Raw genomic sequence first — 14,162 nt, forward strand, 5'->3', positions numbered from 1 at the left:
CTCACAGGCGCCCGTCCTCATGGCGGACTCATGCCCGACGCATCTCGAGTTGCACCGGCTCGGCGGCTCGATCTTCCTGTTGTGCTGGACGCGCGAGGTCTCGCCTTTCGGCAAGGCCACGATCGCACTGTCGGGCAATGGCAGGCGGCTCGCTTCAGCCTCGGTCCTGCTCGGCCTGCGCGATGGGCGCGAGCGGCTTGCGGTGGTGTTCCGGCATACCGGACACGACGGCATCGTCGCGACGCTGTCCGACCGGGGCCCACAGGGCGAGGTGACCGCGAGTTTCGATCCGACGCTGGTCCATAGCCTGGCGGAGCCGGCGGAGATCCTCCGCGACTTGACGGGCAAATCGAGGCTGGCGCTTGCCGGCGCGCTGTCCGGGCCATGGCCCGCCCTGTTCGGGCTGTCGACGACGGCGCAATATCTTTCGTTTCTGCGCCACTTCCTCACCGTCCTCTTCCCGAAGATCGCCGCTGCCGCGCCGGTGGCGACGCTGGTCGAGGGAAACCTGCTGTTCGAGACCTCGCTGCAGTCCGATTTCGGAGCGCTGCGCGCTGCCGCGCGGCTCGATGGCGCCGGGCTCACGCGGCTGGACCTGCGCTCGCGACTCGGTTCCGCCGATCGCAAGGGGCGGCACGAATTTCATTTCGTCCTGGACGAGCCGCCCGCGCGCGGTGGCGGCCTGCTGATCCTGCAGGGGGAGGGCGGGCTGGTCGTCCGGACGCTGCTTCCGCGGCAGTCCTCGCAGCCCCTGGGGCGCTGGTGGGCCAGCAAGGCAGCGAGCCGCGACGGCCTGCGCAACTGGCTCGTCGAGCAGCTTGCCGGACTCTCCGAGCAGGGACGGCTGCTCGCCATCGAGATGCAGCGGCGTCTGCCGCTCGCCGTTCAGAGCGTTCACCGCAATGACGATCTGCCGGCGGCAGAACTCGATCTGGCGGTCTGCAACAAGGCCGGCCTGCTGATCGGCGGCTGGCTGCGCGATCGGGACGGTCTGCTCGAGGAGATCATGCTGCATGGTGGTGGGCGCGGGACGATCCCGATGCTCGATCGTTTGCAGAATTTTCCGGCACGATTGCCGCCGGGGCCCGACGGAACGGCTCGACCGGCGACCGGTTTCGCGGCGCTGGCGGCGGGTTACGCGGCAGGTGCTCCCGTGCTGCAGCCACGCTGCGAGGTGAAGCTGAAATCCGGCACCACCCTGATCCTGCGGCCGCCGGTCCAGCCGGCCGATCCCGCCGCCATCCGGGCAAGGGCGCTGTCAGCCATTCCGCCGCAGTTCCTCACGGCAGATGCGCTGGAGACGACGCTCGCGCCGATTCTGGCCGCGTGCCAGGAGGAGCTTCACGAGACCTTGCCCGAGCCGCGGGTTCGCGGCTTCGGCAGGCAGGTTGCGAACCCGTCCGTCTCCGTGGTGATCCCGCTCTATCGCGTCTACGAATTCCTGCGCGTGCAGGTGGCGGCTTTCGCCGGCGATCCCTCCTTCGCGGACAAGGCCGAGCTGATCTATGTGCTCGACTCGCCCGAGCACGAGGCGGAGGTCGCGCATCTGCTCGGCGGCCTGCACCTCGCCTATGGCCTGCCGATGCAACTCGTCGTGATGGGGCGCAATGGCGGCTTCTCGGCAGCCTGCAACGCCGGCGCGAAAGTCGCGCGCAGCCCGGTCCTGGCACTGGTGAACTCGGACGTGATCCCGGCCGCGAATGGCTGGCTGCCGATGCTGAGCGAGAAGCTCAGCCCGCGTGACAGGATCGGCGTCGTCGGCCCGAAGCTGCTCTATGACGACGGCTCGCTGCAGCATGCGGGCCTGTTCTTCAAGCGCGACAGCAAAGGCACTTGGCTCAACCATCATTACTTCAAGGGCATGCCGTCGAACTATGCGCCGGCCAATGTCGAACGGCCCGTGCCGGGCGTGACCGGGGCCTGCATCGTGATGCTGCGCGATCTGTTCCACGATGTCGGTGGCTTCGACCACGGCTATGTCATCGGCGACTACGAGGACAGCGACCTCTGCCTGAAGGTGCGTCGCGCCGGCTTCGGCATCGTCTACGTGCCGGGCGTGGCGCTCTACCATCTCGAGCGCCAATCCATTTCCAAGAGCGGCGACTACATGCGCGGTGTCGCTTCCCAGCACAATGCCTGGCTTCAGACGCGGCGCTGGGACGCCCAGATCGACGTGCTGATGGGCGCGATCGACGAAACGGCGCTGAAGCCCGCCCCGCGCCAGCCGGCGCCGCGGGAGAACGATTTCATTCCCCGCGTCAATCTCAGGAGAGCGACAGCAGCATGACGGCGATAACGGCCCTGAGGCAGATCGCGCCCGAACAGTCGTCCCCGGCTGGCATCAGCGCGGCGGAACTCGACTACCTGATGGCGTCGGTCCAGACCAACCGCTTCCTGCCGCATCCGCCCGCGGGCAGCATCTTCGTCGGCGATGGCGATTATCGCGCGATCGGGGCCGAGTTCCTCGGCCACTACATCCGGCTGGGGCGGCTGCGCCCGCATGAGCGCATCCTCGATATCGGCTGCGGCATCGGCCGCATGGCTGTGCCGCTGACGCAATACCTCGATCCCGAACGCGGCACCTACGACGGGGTCGATCCCGTCATGGAGGGCATCCTGTGGTGCGCCCAGACGATCACGCCGGTCTATCCGCGCTTTCGCTTCCAGCGGCTCGACATCGCCCATCCGCTCTACAATCCGCAGGGCTCGCTGCCGGGGACGGAAGTCCAGTTCGGCTTCGCCAATGGCAGCTTCGACTTCATCACGATGATCTCGGTCGCGACCCATCTGCCGCCGGATGAGCTTGTCGTCTATCTGAACGAGGCCTCGCGGCTGCTCGCTCCCGGAGGACGCCTGTTCCTCACCGCTTTCGCGATCGACGGCACGAGCACCGGCCAGGAGCGGCTCAAGTTCAAGCGCTGGCAGGACGGGCCGGGCTGGTATGCGATCGAGGAAGCGCCGCTGGCAGCGGCGGGCGTCGATACGGACTACCTGCTCGAAGCTGCCGCCGCGGCCGGGCTTGCCTCGGAAGGGTTGCGGCGCGGCCACTGGCGCGGCACCACCGCCGCCCACTACCAGGATCTGCTGATCGCGACGAAGCCTGGAGCCGGGCAATGACGCGCCGGATCCTCGTCGTCGCCCACAACCATCCCGACCTGCATCCCGGCGGGACGGAGATCTTCGCCCATGATCTCGCCCAGGCCTATCGCGAGCAGGGCTGCGAGGTGCTCTTCCTTGGGGCGACCAATGCGATCCATCGCCAGCCGCATCCCGGGACCGCCTTCCAGGCGACGGGAGAGGCGGGCGACCTCCTGCTCTGGAGCGGCCATTTCGACCGCTTCCATCTCAGCCAGATCGACCATTACGGCACGCTCCAGGATCTCGCGACGCTGCTGAACGAGTTCCGACCGGATGTGATCCACATCCATCATCTCGTGCTGATCGGGGCGGAGTTCCTCACGCTGGCGCGCCGGCTCCTGCCGCAGACCGCGCTGGTGATGACGCTGCACGACTACTATCCGATCTGCCACCATGATGGGTTGATGGTGCGGCCGAGCGACAAGCAGCGCTGCACCGGCGCCTCGCCGGGCTCCTGCCACGGCTGCTTCCCCGATATCGGCTCGGATCGTTTCCTGCTGCGCGAACGCTTCCTGAAGACGCATCTGGCTGCGGTCGATCGCTTCGTCGCGCCGAGCCGCTTCTTGCGCCAGCGCTATGTCGACTGGGGCCTGCCAGCCGAGAAGATCGAGGTCATCGCCAATGCGCGGCCGGTCCGGAGCGTTGCGGCGCACCGCCCGACTCGGGGTCGGCGAGGCAATTTCGGCTACTTCGGGAATCTCAATCCCTGGAAAGGCGTGCTGCCGCTGCTCCAGGCGGCGAAGCTCGTCGCGGCCCGGGGCGACGGCGATTTCTCGCTGCGCATCCATGGTGGCGCGCCCTTCCAGAGCGAGGCCTTCACGACGGCGCTCGGCCAGGCGTTCTCGGAGGCCGGCGATGCCGTCACGCAATGCGGGCCCTATCGCCGCGAGGATCTGCCGGAGCTGATGTCGGAGATCGACTGGGTGGTGATGCCGTCGGTCTGGTGGGAGAACGCCCCGCTCGTGATCCAGGAGGCGTTCCAGCATCGCCGGCCGCTGATCGTCAGCGGCATCGGCGGCATGGCGGAGATGGTCCGCGACGGCATTGACGGTCTCCATGTCCGGCCGGGCGATCCGGTCGACCTCGCCCGTGCCATGCGCCGCGCCCTCGAAGAGGACGACCTCTGGCAGCAGCTCGTCGACGGCATCGTCGAGCAGCCGGCGCTTGCGGAGTGCGCCGCACGGCATCTCGCCCTGTTCGACAATCTCAAGCTTGCGGAGGCCGCATGACCGCAACCCAGAATCGCGACGACACGAACCGCGACGAGGCAATCCGATTGCCGAACGTCACGCCGGCACGGCTCAATGGCCGCGTCGATGCCCTCGACGGCAATCGCCTGCATGGCTGGATCTGGGACGAGGCCCGGCCGGAGGAGAGGCTTCTGGTCAGGGTGTTCTGCGATGGTGCGCTCGTCCAGGAGAGCACGGCCGACCAGAACCGCATCGATCTGCGGCGCAACGGCATCGGCGATGGCCGACATGCCTTCTCGATGGAACTCGACGACGCCGTCGTCGCTGCGCGCAATACGCTGACGATCGTCGGCGTGTCCGGCACGACCGGCGTAGAGCTGGAATTGCGCCTCCCGCCGCCGGCCGAGCTGGCCGCGGAGGCTGCGGTCGCCGTGCCGCTGGCGCGCTTCTTCGATCGCGTCGAGGCTCTGATCGCGCTCAACCGGCGCACGCAGATCGCGCAGAAGGAACTGGGCGAGAAGCTGGACCGGATCGCCGCCCAGCTCGAGCAGAACCGGGCGCCCACTCGCGATCCCGAAGCCGATGCGGCCGTGGAAGGGCAGATCGGCCAGCGCCTGGCCGAGATCGACGTCTTCCAGCTCCGCTTCGATGCGACTCTCAAGAGCTTCGACGAGCGCCTGACCACCATTCGCAAGGAGGCCCGCGCCCCGCTGCGGCAGGTCACGGTCATCCTCGGTTTCCTGTCGGGACTGGCGGCGGTGATGTCCTTCGTCACGCTCGCTGTGCTCCTGGTTCGGAGGTGACGCCATGAACGAGGTCATCATCCCCGAGAGGACGCATATCAGCCCGGCCCCGACGGTGGCCTGGACGCCGCTCGGCGAGAACGCGATCCTGATCATGGGAGCGTGCGACGCGATCCCGAGCAAGGTACCCGTCGCCCTCGACGGCAATCCGCGCAACCGCGTCGAGACGATGGCGCTGACCTGGCGCCGGCCGCAGGCCGAGCCCTCCGTCGGCGTCGGCTTCATCTGCCTGGCGCCCGCGCCATCGCCGGATCGGCCGGGCGCGGGAGCGATCCTGCTCGGCCGGCCGGGCCGGCCGCTGCGACTGATCCTGACGCCTAAGCCGCTCGCCTTGCCGGCCTTCCTCGAGGCGCTGGCCGAGGAGGCAGGGCCGGCGTTCCCGACCGTCGTCGACGGGTTGCTCGAAGTCTTGTTGGCGGGCAAGTCCAATCCGCGACGCCTACGCGCAGTCGGACTTCTCCTGCAATCGGTCGCCAAGCCGGGCGGTTTCATCGAAGTGATGGGGCCGCTGGACGAGAGCGTCTTCCTGCAGGGCTGGACCTCGAATTTCGCGGCGGGGCGGACGAAGCTGCTCATTGCGCATGGTGGGCTCTCGCCGGCGGTTCTGGAGGCCGGCACCTTCGAGCGGGGCGATCTCGGCGACGGCGCGCGCGGCTTCTTCGGGCTGCTGGAGGACTGTCCCGTCCGCCACCCGGGCGAGATCGAGCGCCTGTATTTCCGTGGCAACGATGGCTGGCGGGCTCTCGAGGTTTATGAGCGCCATGTGCTGCTAGAAGCGAGCACGGTTCCCGGCCATCTGCGCGACGGCTTGCAGAACGGCGTGGCGCCGCAGGGCACGGCCGAGAAGCTGCGGCGGGCTTCGCAGCGTTTCGACGGGCGCGACACGGTGTGCCTGCTGGATGTGCCGGTCCGTGCCGGCATCGACGATGCGACCGTCATCGAGGATGCCGGCGTGCTGATTATCGGCTGGCTGTTCGACCCTGAGCGCAAGGTCAAGGCCGTCACCTTGCGCAGCGGCGCGCAGGCCTGCGTCGTCGATCGTCTCTGGACGCGCGTGCAACGGCCCGACGTCACGTCCGCCTTCATGGAGGATCCGCGCTTCGGTCCGGCGCTGGCGGCCCGGCGCAACAGCCACGGCTTCATTGTTTTTGCACCGAAGCTCATCCCGGAGCCGGGCCAGCCGCTCTATCTCGAATTCGAGGTCGACGGCACCGGGCCGGCCTTCCTGCCGCTCGATCCGGGCCGCGGCCAGGCAAGGCGAACGCTGGAGCGCATCTTCGGCCTGCTCGACCCGCGTTCATCCACGGCGAGCACTGTCGTGGAGCGGCAGGTCGCACCGGCCTTGCAGGCCGCCGAGATCGCGCCGCCCCGCGCGGTGGAAAATCTCGATATCGGCGCTTTCGACGCCGAGGCGCCGCTGGGCGTCGTGATCGGGCTCGACCATCGGCATCGCGAGCTTTCGGCTCTGTTCGCGCTGCTCGCGATCGACCCCGAAATCCGGCCCTTGCCGATCGTGATCGCGGCCCCGGCCGAGAGCTTCGACCGCACCGGCGCTGAGGCCCGGCGCCTGGCGCGCTTCTACGGGCTCAGCGTGCGGCTCGTCGTTGTCGAGGGCGTCGAGGATGCCTGCGATGCGCTCGAGGCTGGTGTCCGCGCCTGCCGCTTCCAGACGGTGGCGCTGCTTTCGGGCGCAGCCCAGATCCGGATGCCGGGTTGGCTCGGGCGGCTCGAGCGGGCCTATCGCGGGCGCGGCGGGCAATGTGTAGCGAGCCCGACCCTGCTCTTCGAGGACAATTCGATCCGCTGGGCCGGCGCGTGGCTCGAGGGCGAAGGAACGGCACGGCACGTCGTCAACCGTTTCGTCGGCTATCCGCTGGAGGCGATCGGCAATCTCGGCCCGATGGAGGTCGCGGCCGGTGCCAGTGAATGCTGCGTCCTGTCGCGTGCGGCCTTTCTCGAGGTCGGCGGCTTCGCGCGCAACTACTTCACCACGGCTGAAAAGGGGCTCGATCTCTGCCTCAAGCTCAGGATGAGCGGGGCGCCCTCGCTCTGGGTCCCGGAGGTCGAGGTCTATGTCGTCGACGATGGCGAGACGCAGCGGCCGCATATCGACGCCCTGACCCAGCTCGCCGACCGCACCAGCTTCGATCGCCGCTGGGCGCTCGCCATTTCCAACATGAGAGGATGATGATGCGCGTACTTGTGGTGTCCCATGCGCATCCGTCGCTGTCGCTCGGCGGGGCGGAAGTTGCTTCCTATAACCTGCACAAGGGGCTGCAAGCCGCCGATGGTGTCGAGACCCATTACCTCGCGCGAACGGGAGCGCCGACGCCTCGGCATGCCAGCACGGCGCTGATGAGCCTGCGCCAGCGCGGAGGCGAACTGCTCTACTACGCCGAGGATTACGATCACTTCCTGATCTCGAACCGGGCGACCGAGGAGATCGAGCGCGACTTCGTCCGGGTGCTGCGCGACCTGAAGCCCGACGTCGTGCATTTCCACCATTTCATCGGCCTCGGGCTCGAATGTCTGTACGCCGCACGCGATACGCTGCCCGACGCCCTGATCGTCGTGACGTTCCACGAGTATCTCAGCATCTGCCACCATCACGGCCAGATGGTGAAGACCGGGGCGTTCAAGCTCTGCTACCGGGCTTCCCCGACTGACTGCAATGGCTGCTTCCCCGACATCTCGCCGGCACGCTTCCTGGCGCGCGAGACCTTCATCAAGGGCATTCTGGGCCTCGCCGATCATTTCATCTCGCCGAGCCATTTCCTCGCCGACCGTTACAAGGAATGGGGCCTGGCGGAGGAGCGCTTCTCGGTGATCGAGAACGGCATCGACGTCGCGACGGTTGCGCCGCCGAGGCCCCTGCCGGACCCCGCGGCACGGCGCTCGCGCTTCGCCTATTTCGGCCAGCTCACGCCCTACAAGGGGGCTGACGTTCTGATCGACGCGGTCACCCGCATCCCAGACGCCGTCTGGGGCGAGGATTCGATCCTTCTGGTCTATGGCGGCAATCTCGAACGCCAGCCGCAGGCCTATCAGGACAAGTTCGCCAAGCTCGTCGAGAGCGCCGGCCGGCGTGTGCGCTTCTGCGGCGCCTTCCAGAACCACGAGATGCCGAACCTGATGCGCTCGGTCGACTGGGTGGTGATGCCCTCGGTGTGGTGGGAGAACTCGCCGATCGTGATCCAGGAGGCCTTCTTCCATGGCCGGCCGATCCTCTCCAGCAATCTCGGCGGCATGGCCGAGAAGATCACCGACGAAGTCGACGGCCTGCATTTCCGCGCAGGCAGCCCGGAAGATCTCGTCGATTGCATGACCCGCGCGCTGAGCGAGCCCGATCTGTGGGGCCGGCTGCGCAACGGCATCACGCGGCCGCTCAACCATGTCGACTGCGCTGCGACGCATCTGGCGCTCTACCGGCGCCTCATCGCCAAGCGCGGCGCGCCAGTGCCGGAAAGCCGCGTTGCGACGCCGATGATCGCCTGACATCGCGCGGACAAGAAGGGGAGAAAACGAACATGGCCCGCATCCTGGTCATCAGCCCGTCAGGGGAGGTCTACGACCACGACAACGTGCGCTGGTACGACTATGCCAACCTCGCCGCACATATGGAGCACTACCACAATATCGGCGATGCCTTCGTCTTCGATTCCTCGCTCAAGCTCCTGAATTTCGAACAGCTCGAGGTGCTGCCGATCGAGCAGGTCGATCAGGCTGCGATCGACCGGACGAACGCCGAATTCGACTACGTCTTCCTGCGCGGCTCGAACTATGTCCATTCCGAGATGGAATGGGAGCGCGCGCCGGAAGTCCTGCGGCGGCTGAAGATCCCGGTCATCGCATTCGGCATCGGCGCCCAGGCGCCGGTCAGTGGCAAGCTCGAACTGAGCGAGGACACGAAGGCGGTGCTGCGGCTGATCGCGGACTCGACCGCTTCCGTCGGCGTGCGGGGCACTTATTCCGCCGAGGTGCTCGCGAGCCTCGGCATCAAGAACGTGCGCATCATCGGTTGCCCGACGGCGTTTCGCGCCAACAATCCCGAGCTTTCGATCAGGTTGCCGCCGCTCGATCAGGTCAGGACCGCGGGCGTGACGCTGCGGCGCGAGGTGTCCACGACCTATGCGCAGAATATCGGGCGCTACCTCACCTTCCATCGCGACCTCGTCAAGGCGATGGCGGGCCGCTTCGACGTGACGCTGATGGCGCAGGGCGAGGCCGAGGAAAAGAAGCTCGCGCTTGGGACCGCCGAGCAGAAGGAGGAGGCAATCGCCGCGCTGCGCGAGAACGGCTGGGCCGCCCAGTGGTATCTCGATGACGAGATGGAGCGGCTTTATCGCAGCCGGATGTTCTATTCCGACGTCGTTGCCGACTACGAGCAACTCGTGCGCCGGCTCGACCTCGTGCTCGGCTACCGGCTTCACGGCAATCTGATGGCGCTCGCGAACGGCACGCCGTCGATCTACTTCACCTATGACAGTCGCACCGTCGAGTTCGCGGAGACCTACCGGATCCCGAGCTTCGACGTCTTCTCGGGCCAGGAGTTCCGGCTGGAGGAGTATTGGGACCAGGCGCGCTTCGACCGCTTCAATGCTGCGCATTCCCAAGTTTATGCGGCGATGTCCGACTTCCTGTCCGAGAACAAGGTCGACCACAAGATGGTCAAGCGTGCGGCTGCCCCGGAGCGCAAGGTCGCATGACGCTGTCCCGCACATCGCTGGGGGGGCTGTTCGCGGGGGCGCTGGTCGCCGGCGCATCCGTTGCGGCTGCGGCGCAGCCACCGGGCTATCGCGTCGAGGTCGCGCCAGAGGCCGTCGAGGAGACCGTCTTCGACTGGTCGAGCCAGCGCTGCGAGAAGTGGCATATCCCCGATGCGCCATTGCGGGCCTACAGGGACGACCGCAACGAGGTTGTCGCCTTCGCGAGCCACCATCGCAGCCGTGCGATGACCGGCCCCGGGCTGGAACGCCTTTCGACCTCCTGCGCCGTCGCCTTCGAGGGCAAGCATAACGCCGACCCCAGCGCCTACAGCGATTTCAGCTGGATCGGCGCGACTTGGACCGGCAATGGCCGCGATGTCTTCGCGCTGATGCATGACGAGTATCACGCGCAGGATCATCCGGGTGCCTGCCGCTTCAAGGAAGCGATGCGCTGCTGGTACAATGTCGTGACGGCGGCACGCTCGCGCGACGGAGGGCGAAGCTTCGCTGGGACGCAGCCGCCATCGCTGGTCGCCGCCCCCGCCTTCCGGCAGGAGGTGGGGCAGGGACGGCATCGCGGCTTCTTCAACCCCTCGAACATCATCACGCAGGACGGGGCCTGGTACACGCTCATCGCGACGACCGGCGGTGAGGGGCAGAAGCCCGGCGTCTGCCTGTTCCGGACAACGGAGATCGGCGATCCGGCGTCCTGGCGGGCGTTCGACGGGGCGGATTTCTCTCTGCGTGCGATCGATCCCTATCGCGAGGACATGTCGCAGGCGAAGCCCTGCCAGCCGCTGAAGGAGCTGCCGACGACGGTGGGTTCCGTGACGCGGCACGAGGTCAGCGGGCTCTGGCTCGCCATCTTCCATCTCGGGCCGGACCCGGCCAAGGGGATCGAGGGCGGCCGCGTCGCCTATAGCTGGTCGCGTGATCTTCGCTTCTGGACGCCGCTGCAGACGCTCCTCACGCATCCCACGATGTGGAGCAAGGAGTGCGGCGACCAGGTCCGCTACGCCTATGGGGCGATCGCCGATCCGGCCTCGTCCTCGCGCAATTTCGAGACGATGGGCGATGAAGCCTTCCTGTTCATGACGAAGATGCGGGTCTCAGACTGCAAGGTCGGACCGCAGCGCGACCTCGTCCGGATCAGGGTTCGGATCGTGAAGGAGACACCATGAACGCGCCTGTCCGCGAACTCGCCACCGCTGCCTCATTGGAACCGGCCATGAAGATCCTACGTGCAACGACGAGCGAGGTGGTCGTCTCCGTCACCCGGCCCAACGGCGCGGGCTGGCCGGCACTGCGCCTCCTGCTCGACGGGCAGGACTACGCTACGATCCACCCCGGTGCGCTCGTTCCCGGCGATGCGATGGTGGCGGAGCTGAGAATTCCGCTGCCGAGCCTGCCGGAGGGGCGCCTGCGTTCCATCGCCGTCGCGGACGCCGCGACGGGCCTGCTCGCGCCGGGCTCCAATCTGCGGCCCGTTGCGATGACGAGGCCGCTGCGGGCGCTGGTGATCTATCCGGCCGGCGAGGTCTACGACCATGACAAGGTGCGCTGGTATCGCGCGCCGATGGAGAAGCTGCTCTCGGACTACTTCAACATCGGCGACATGATCGTCTACGACTCGACGCTGAAGCTCCTGCGCTACGCGCATCTGGAGCCGATGAAGATCATGAACCCGACCGAGGCGGATATCGAGCGCTACGCCAGCGAGTTCGATTATGTCTTCGTCCGCGGTTCGAACTTCATCCATGAGAAGATGGAGTGGTTCCGCGCGGTCGAGGTGCTCGAGCGCGTCAAGCTGCCGGTCTACGCGATCGGCGTCGGCGCGCAGGCGAGCCAGAACCGCGGCATCGACCTGCCGGACGGCTCGAAGCGCTTCTGGCAGATCGTCGGCGATCGCTGCGCTGCCATCGGCGTGCGCGGTGCCTTCAGTGCCGAGACGCTGCGCCGCAATGGCATCGGCAATGTCGAGGTCGTCGGCTGCCCCTCGATCTTCCGGACGCGCCGGCGCGATCTCGCCATCAAGGTTCCCGACCAGCGCGAGATCCGCAAGGTCGCCTTCAGCCTGCGCCGCGAGTTCGACAATACCTACACCGCCAATCCGGAAGCCTATCTGCGCAACCAGCGCCAGGCGCTGCTCAAGGTCGACAGCCAGAGCGAGATGGTGATGTCCTCGCATGGCGAGCAGGAGGAAAAGGCCTTCTTCCTGCGCGACGACGCCGCCAAGGCCAAGGCCGTCGCGGAGTTCGTCCATAGCGGTTGGTGGGACGGGCCGGACGACGCCCGCATGCGCGACATCTACGAGCGCCGGCTGTTCAGCTTCTTCGATGTCGAACGCTATGACGACTTCGCGAAGAGCATCGATCTCGCCGTCGGCTACCGCGTCCATGGTGTCCTGCCGGCGGTGGCGCATGGCGTGCCCGGCGTGCTCGTCGCCTATGACACGCGCAGCCAGGAACTCGCCGAGACGCTGAAAATCCCGGTCGTGCCTGAGGCTGCTCTGGCCGATGGCGGCTGGCGCGCGGTCTATCAGGAGACGGCGCTGAACGCGCTCTCGAAATCCTATGCGCAATCCTATGACCGGATGAGCGGGTTTCTCGACCGGAACGGGATTCCCCACCGGATGTGAGGCCGAACCATGCCGGCGGAGCAGATTGCTCCGTCGTCACAACCGAGGGGGACCGCGGCGTAGCGTCGGCGGTCATAGCGGCAGGAGAAGACGATGAGGATCGAATATGACGCCGGCACCGCGCTCTCGATCATGCGCGGCAACCCCGTCCGGGGCTGGAATTCCGGCAAGGCGGAGCGCATGGCCAAGGACCGGCTGACGACAGGCGATTTCCTGCAGGTCGATCATCGCGCGAAGTTCCAGATCGACCCGTCCTGGCCGATCTTCACCATGGGCTCCTGCTTCGCGCGCGAGGTCGAGAACGTCCTGATGATGCGCGGTCTGTCGCTGGTCACCAAGGGCCACGGTGTGCCGGCCGAGCATTTCGAGACCTGGAACGCGACGACCGGCCGTGGTGGTGGCGCCGCCGGCGGGGAGCTGAGCCGCGGCGCGTTGAACAAGTATTCGGTGCGCTCGATGACGCATGAACTGAAGCGCGTGCTGCTGGACGAGAGCTATCCGAATGACGGGCTGATCGAACTCGCGCCGGACCAGTGGTTCGATCCGCATGCGAGCGGGCTGCGGCTGCTCGACCGCGAGACCGCCTTCGCCAATCGCAAGCGCCTGACGGCGGCGACCGCGACGATCAATCAGGCGCGGATCTGCTTCTTCACATTGGGCCTGACCGAAACCTGGCTCGATTCTGAAACCGGCCTGGCGATGAACGCCCATCCCGGACCGGCCTGGCTCGCGCGCATGCCGGAGCGGTTCCGCTTCATCGATTACGGCTATGACGAGACGCTCACCGACATGCTCTCGATCATCGACATGATCCGCACGCATTGCCATCCGGAAATGCGTTTTGTCGTGACGGTCTCGCCGGTGCCGCTCGGGGCGACTTTCAAGGATGCCGACGTCATCGTCGCCAACAGCGCCTCGAAGTCGGTGCTGCGTGCTGTGGCGGAAGAGCTCTACCGGCGATTCGACTTCGTCGACTACTTTCCGAGCTACGAGATCGTCCTCAATTCGCCGCGCGCGCTCGCCTTCCAGGAGGACCAGCTCCATGTCGCCCGCGACATGGTCGCGGGCGTGATGAGCGCCTTCGAACGCAGCTATTTCGGCGAAACCGCTCAGACGAAGGCGGCCTGATCGCCAGCAATATCCCGCATCGAATATCCAGCCCGAGTCCGGGCTTCCGCCGCGTGCACAGGGTGCGCGGCGGTGATGATTTGGCACGGACACAAGTCCGCAACGAGGTTCTGCGATGGCGATTTTGGTTTCGGGCGGAGCCGGCTACATCGGCAGCCACATGGTGCTTGAACTCCTCGACCGTGGCGAGAACGTGGTCGTGCTGGACAATCTCTCGACCGGCTTCTGGTGGGCGGTGCCGCCCGAGGCGACGCTCGTCAAGGGCGATATCGGCGACCAGGAACTGGTCGAGCGCGTCATCGCCGAGCATGGCATCACCGAGATCGCGCATTTCGCCGCAAGGATCGTGGTGCCGGAATCGGTCTCCGACCCGCTCGGCTACTACCTCAACAACACCGTGAAGACGCGCGCCCTGCTCGAGAGCGCCGTGCGTGGCGGCGTCAAGCGGGTGATCTTCTCCTCGACCGCCGCGGTCTATGGCGAGCCGGCGGTCAGCCCGGTGCCGGAGGAGATCGAGCTTGCGCCGATCAACCCCTATGGCCGCTCCAAGCTGATGAGC

At 66.9% G+C, this 14,162-nt stretch carries 11 protein-coding genes; all 11 read left to right on the forward strand.

Annotated features, from left to right (window positions below):
- Nucleotides 1–19 precede the first annotated feature (19 nt).
- On the forward strand, nucleotides 20–2,287 hold the full coding sequence (locus VGN82_RS04115) for a glycosyltransferase family 2 protein (protein ID WP_327525715.1): 2,268 nt from the start codon (nucleotides 20–22) through the stop codon (nucleotides 2,285–2,287).
- The gene (locus VGN82_RS04120; RefSeq protein ID WP_327525716.1) at nucleotides 2,284–3,117 is read left to right on the forward strand and encodes a class I SAM-dependent methyltransferase; all 834 of its coding nucleotides are present in this window, start codon (nucleotides 2,284–2,286) and stop codon (nucleotides 3,115–3,117) included. Before VGN82_RS04115 ends, VGN82_RS04120 begins: the two co-directional genes overlap by 4 nt.
- Nucleotides 3,114–4,367: a glycosyltransferase family 4 protein gene (locus tag VGN82_RS04125; protein WP_327525717.1), complete on the forward strand. Its 1,254-nt coding sequence runs from the start codon at nucleotides 3,114–3,116 to the stop codon at nucleotides 4,365–4,367. The genes VGN82_RS04120 and VGN82_RS04125 overlap by 4 nt, the downstream gene beginning before the upstream one ends.
- Nucleotides 4,364–5,131: a hypothetical protein gene (locus VGN82_RS04130; RefSeq protein WP_327525718.1), complete on the forward strand. Its 768-nt coding sequence runs from the start codon at nucleotides 4,364–4,366 to the stop codon at nucleotides 5,129–5,131. Before VGN82_RS04125 ends, VGN82_RS04130 begins: the two co-directional genes overlap by 4 nt.
- Nucleotides 5,132–5,135: 4 nt before the next feature.
- Nucleotides 5,136–7,319: a glycosyltransferase family 2 protein gene (locus tag VGN82_RS04135; protein WP_327525719.1), complete on the forward strand. Its 2,184-nt coding sequence runs from the start codon at nucleotides 5,136–5,138 to the stop codon at nucleotides 7,317–7,319.
- Nucleotides 7,319–8,626, forward strand: coding sequence for a glycosyltransferase family 4 protein (locus VGN82_RS04140; protein WP_327525720.1), 1,308 nt, complete (start codon nucleotides 7,319–7,321; stop codon nucleotides 8,624–8,626). The genes VGN82_RS04135 and VGN82_RS04140 overlap by 1 nt, the downstream gene beginning before the upstream one ends.
- Before the next feature lie 32 nt (nucleotides 8,627–8,658).
- Nucleotides 8,659–9,837: a polysaccharide pyruvyl transferase family protein gene (locus VGN82_RS04145; RefSeq protein ID WP_327525721.1), complete on the forward strand. Its 1,179-nt coding sequence runs from the start codon at nucleotides 8,659–8,661 to the stop codon at nucleotides 9,835–9,837.
- The gene (locus tag VGN82_RS04150) at nucleotides 9,834–11,018 is read left to right on the forward strand and encodes a hypothetical protein (RefSeq protein ID WP_327525722.1); all 1,185 of its coding nucleotides are present in this window, start codon (nucleotides 9,834–9,836) and stop codon (nucleotides 11,016–11,018) included. The genes VGN82_RS04145 and VGN82_RS04150 overlap by 4 nt, the downstream gene beginning before the upstream one ends.
- Nucleotides 11,015–12,475: a polysaccharide pyruvyl transferase family protein gene (locus tag VGN82_RS04155; protein WP_327525723.1), complete on the forward strand. Its 1,461-nt coding sequence runs from the start codon at nucleotides 11,015–11,017 to the stop codon at nucleotides 12,473–12,475. The genes VGN82_RS04150 and VGN82_RS04155 overlap by 4 nt, the downstream gene beginning before the upstream one ends.
- 93 nt (nucleotides 12,476–12,568) lie before the next feature.
- Complete coding sequence (locus VGN82_RS04160) at nucleotides 12,569–13,603, forward strand: GSCFA domain-containing protein (RefSeq protein ID WP_327525724.1); 1,035 nt, start codon at nucleotides 12,569–12,571, stop codon at nucleotides 13,601–13,603.
- Between the two features lie 115 nt (nucleotides 13,604–13,718).
- A partial coding sequence (locus VGN82_RS04165; protein WP_327525725.1) for an NAD-dependent epimerase/dehydratase family protein occupies nucleotides 13,719–14,162 on the forward strand: 444 nt, incomplete at its 3' end.

The sequence above is a fragment of the Allobosea sp. genome (assembly GCF_035999205.1).
Taxonomy (GTDB): domain Bacteria; phylum Pseudomonadota; class Alphaproteobacteria; order Rhizobiales; family Beijerinckiaceae; genus Allobosea.

Bases quoted from the DNA above. Each gene is read 5' to 3' on its own strand.
- VGN82_RS04135 (WP_327525719.1), top strand. From the start codon at position 5,136: ATGAACGAGGTCATCATCCCCGAGAGGACGCATATCAGCCCGGCCCCG.
- VGN82_RS04115 (WP_327525715.1), top strand. From the start codon at position 20: ATGGCGGACTCATGCCCGACGCATCTCGAGTTGCACCGGCTCGGCGGC.
- VGN82_RS04160 (WP_327525724.1), top strand. From the start codon at position 12,569: ATGAGGATCGAATATGACGCCGGCACCGCGCTCTCGATCATGCGCGGC.
- VGN82_RS04145 (WP_327525721.1), top strand. From the start codon at position 8,659: ATGGCCCGCATCCTGGTCATCAGCCCGTCAGGGGAGGTCTACGACCAC.
- VGN82_RS04155 (WP_327525723.1), top strand. From the start codon at position 11,015: ATGAACGCGCCTGTCCGCGAACTCGCCACCGCTGCCTCATTGGAACCG.
- VGN82_RS04150 (WP_327525722.1), top strand. From the start codon at position 9,834: ATGACGCTGTCCCGCACATCGCTGGGGGGGCTGTTCGCGGGGGCGCTG.
- VGN82_RS04140 (WP_327525720.1), top strand. From the start codon at position 7,319: ATGATGCGCGTACTTGTGGTGTCCCATGCGCATCCGTCGCTGTCGCTC.
- VGN82_RS04120 (WP_327525716.1), top strand. From the start codon at position 2,284: ATGACGGCGATAACGGCCCTGAGGCAGATCGCGCCCGAACAGTCGTCC.
- VGN82_RS04130 (WP_327525718.1), top strand. From the start codon at position 4,364: ATGACCGCAACCCAGAATCGCGACGACACGAACCGCGACGAGGCAATC.
- VGN82_RS04125 (WP_327525717.1), top strand. From the start codon at position 3,114: ATGACGCGCCGGATCCTCGTCGTCGCCCACAACCATCCCGACCTGCAT.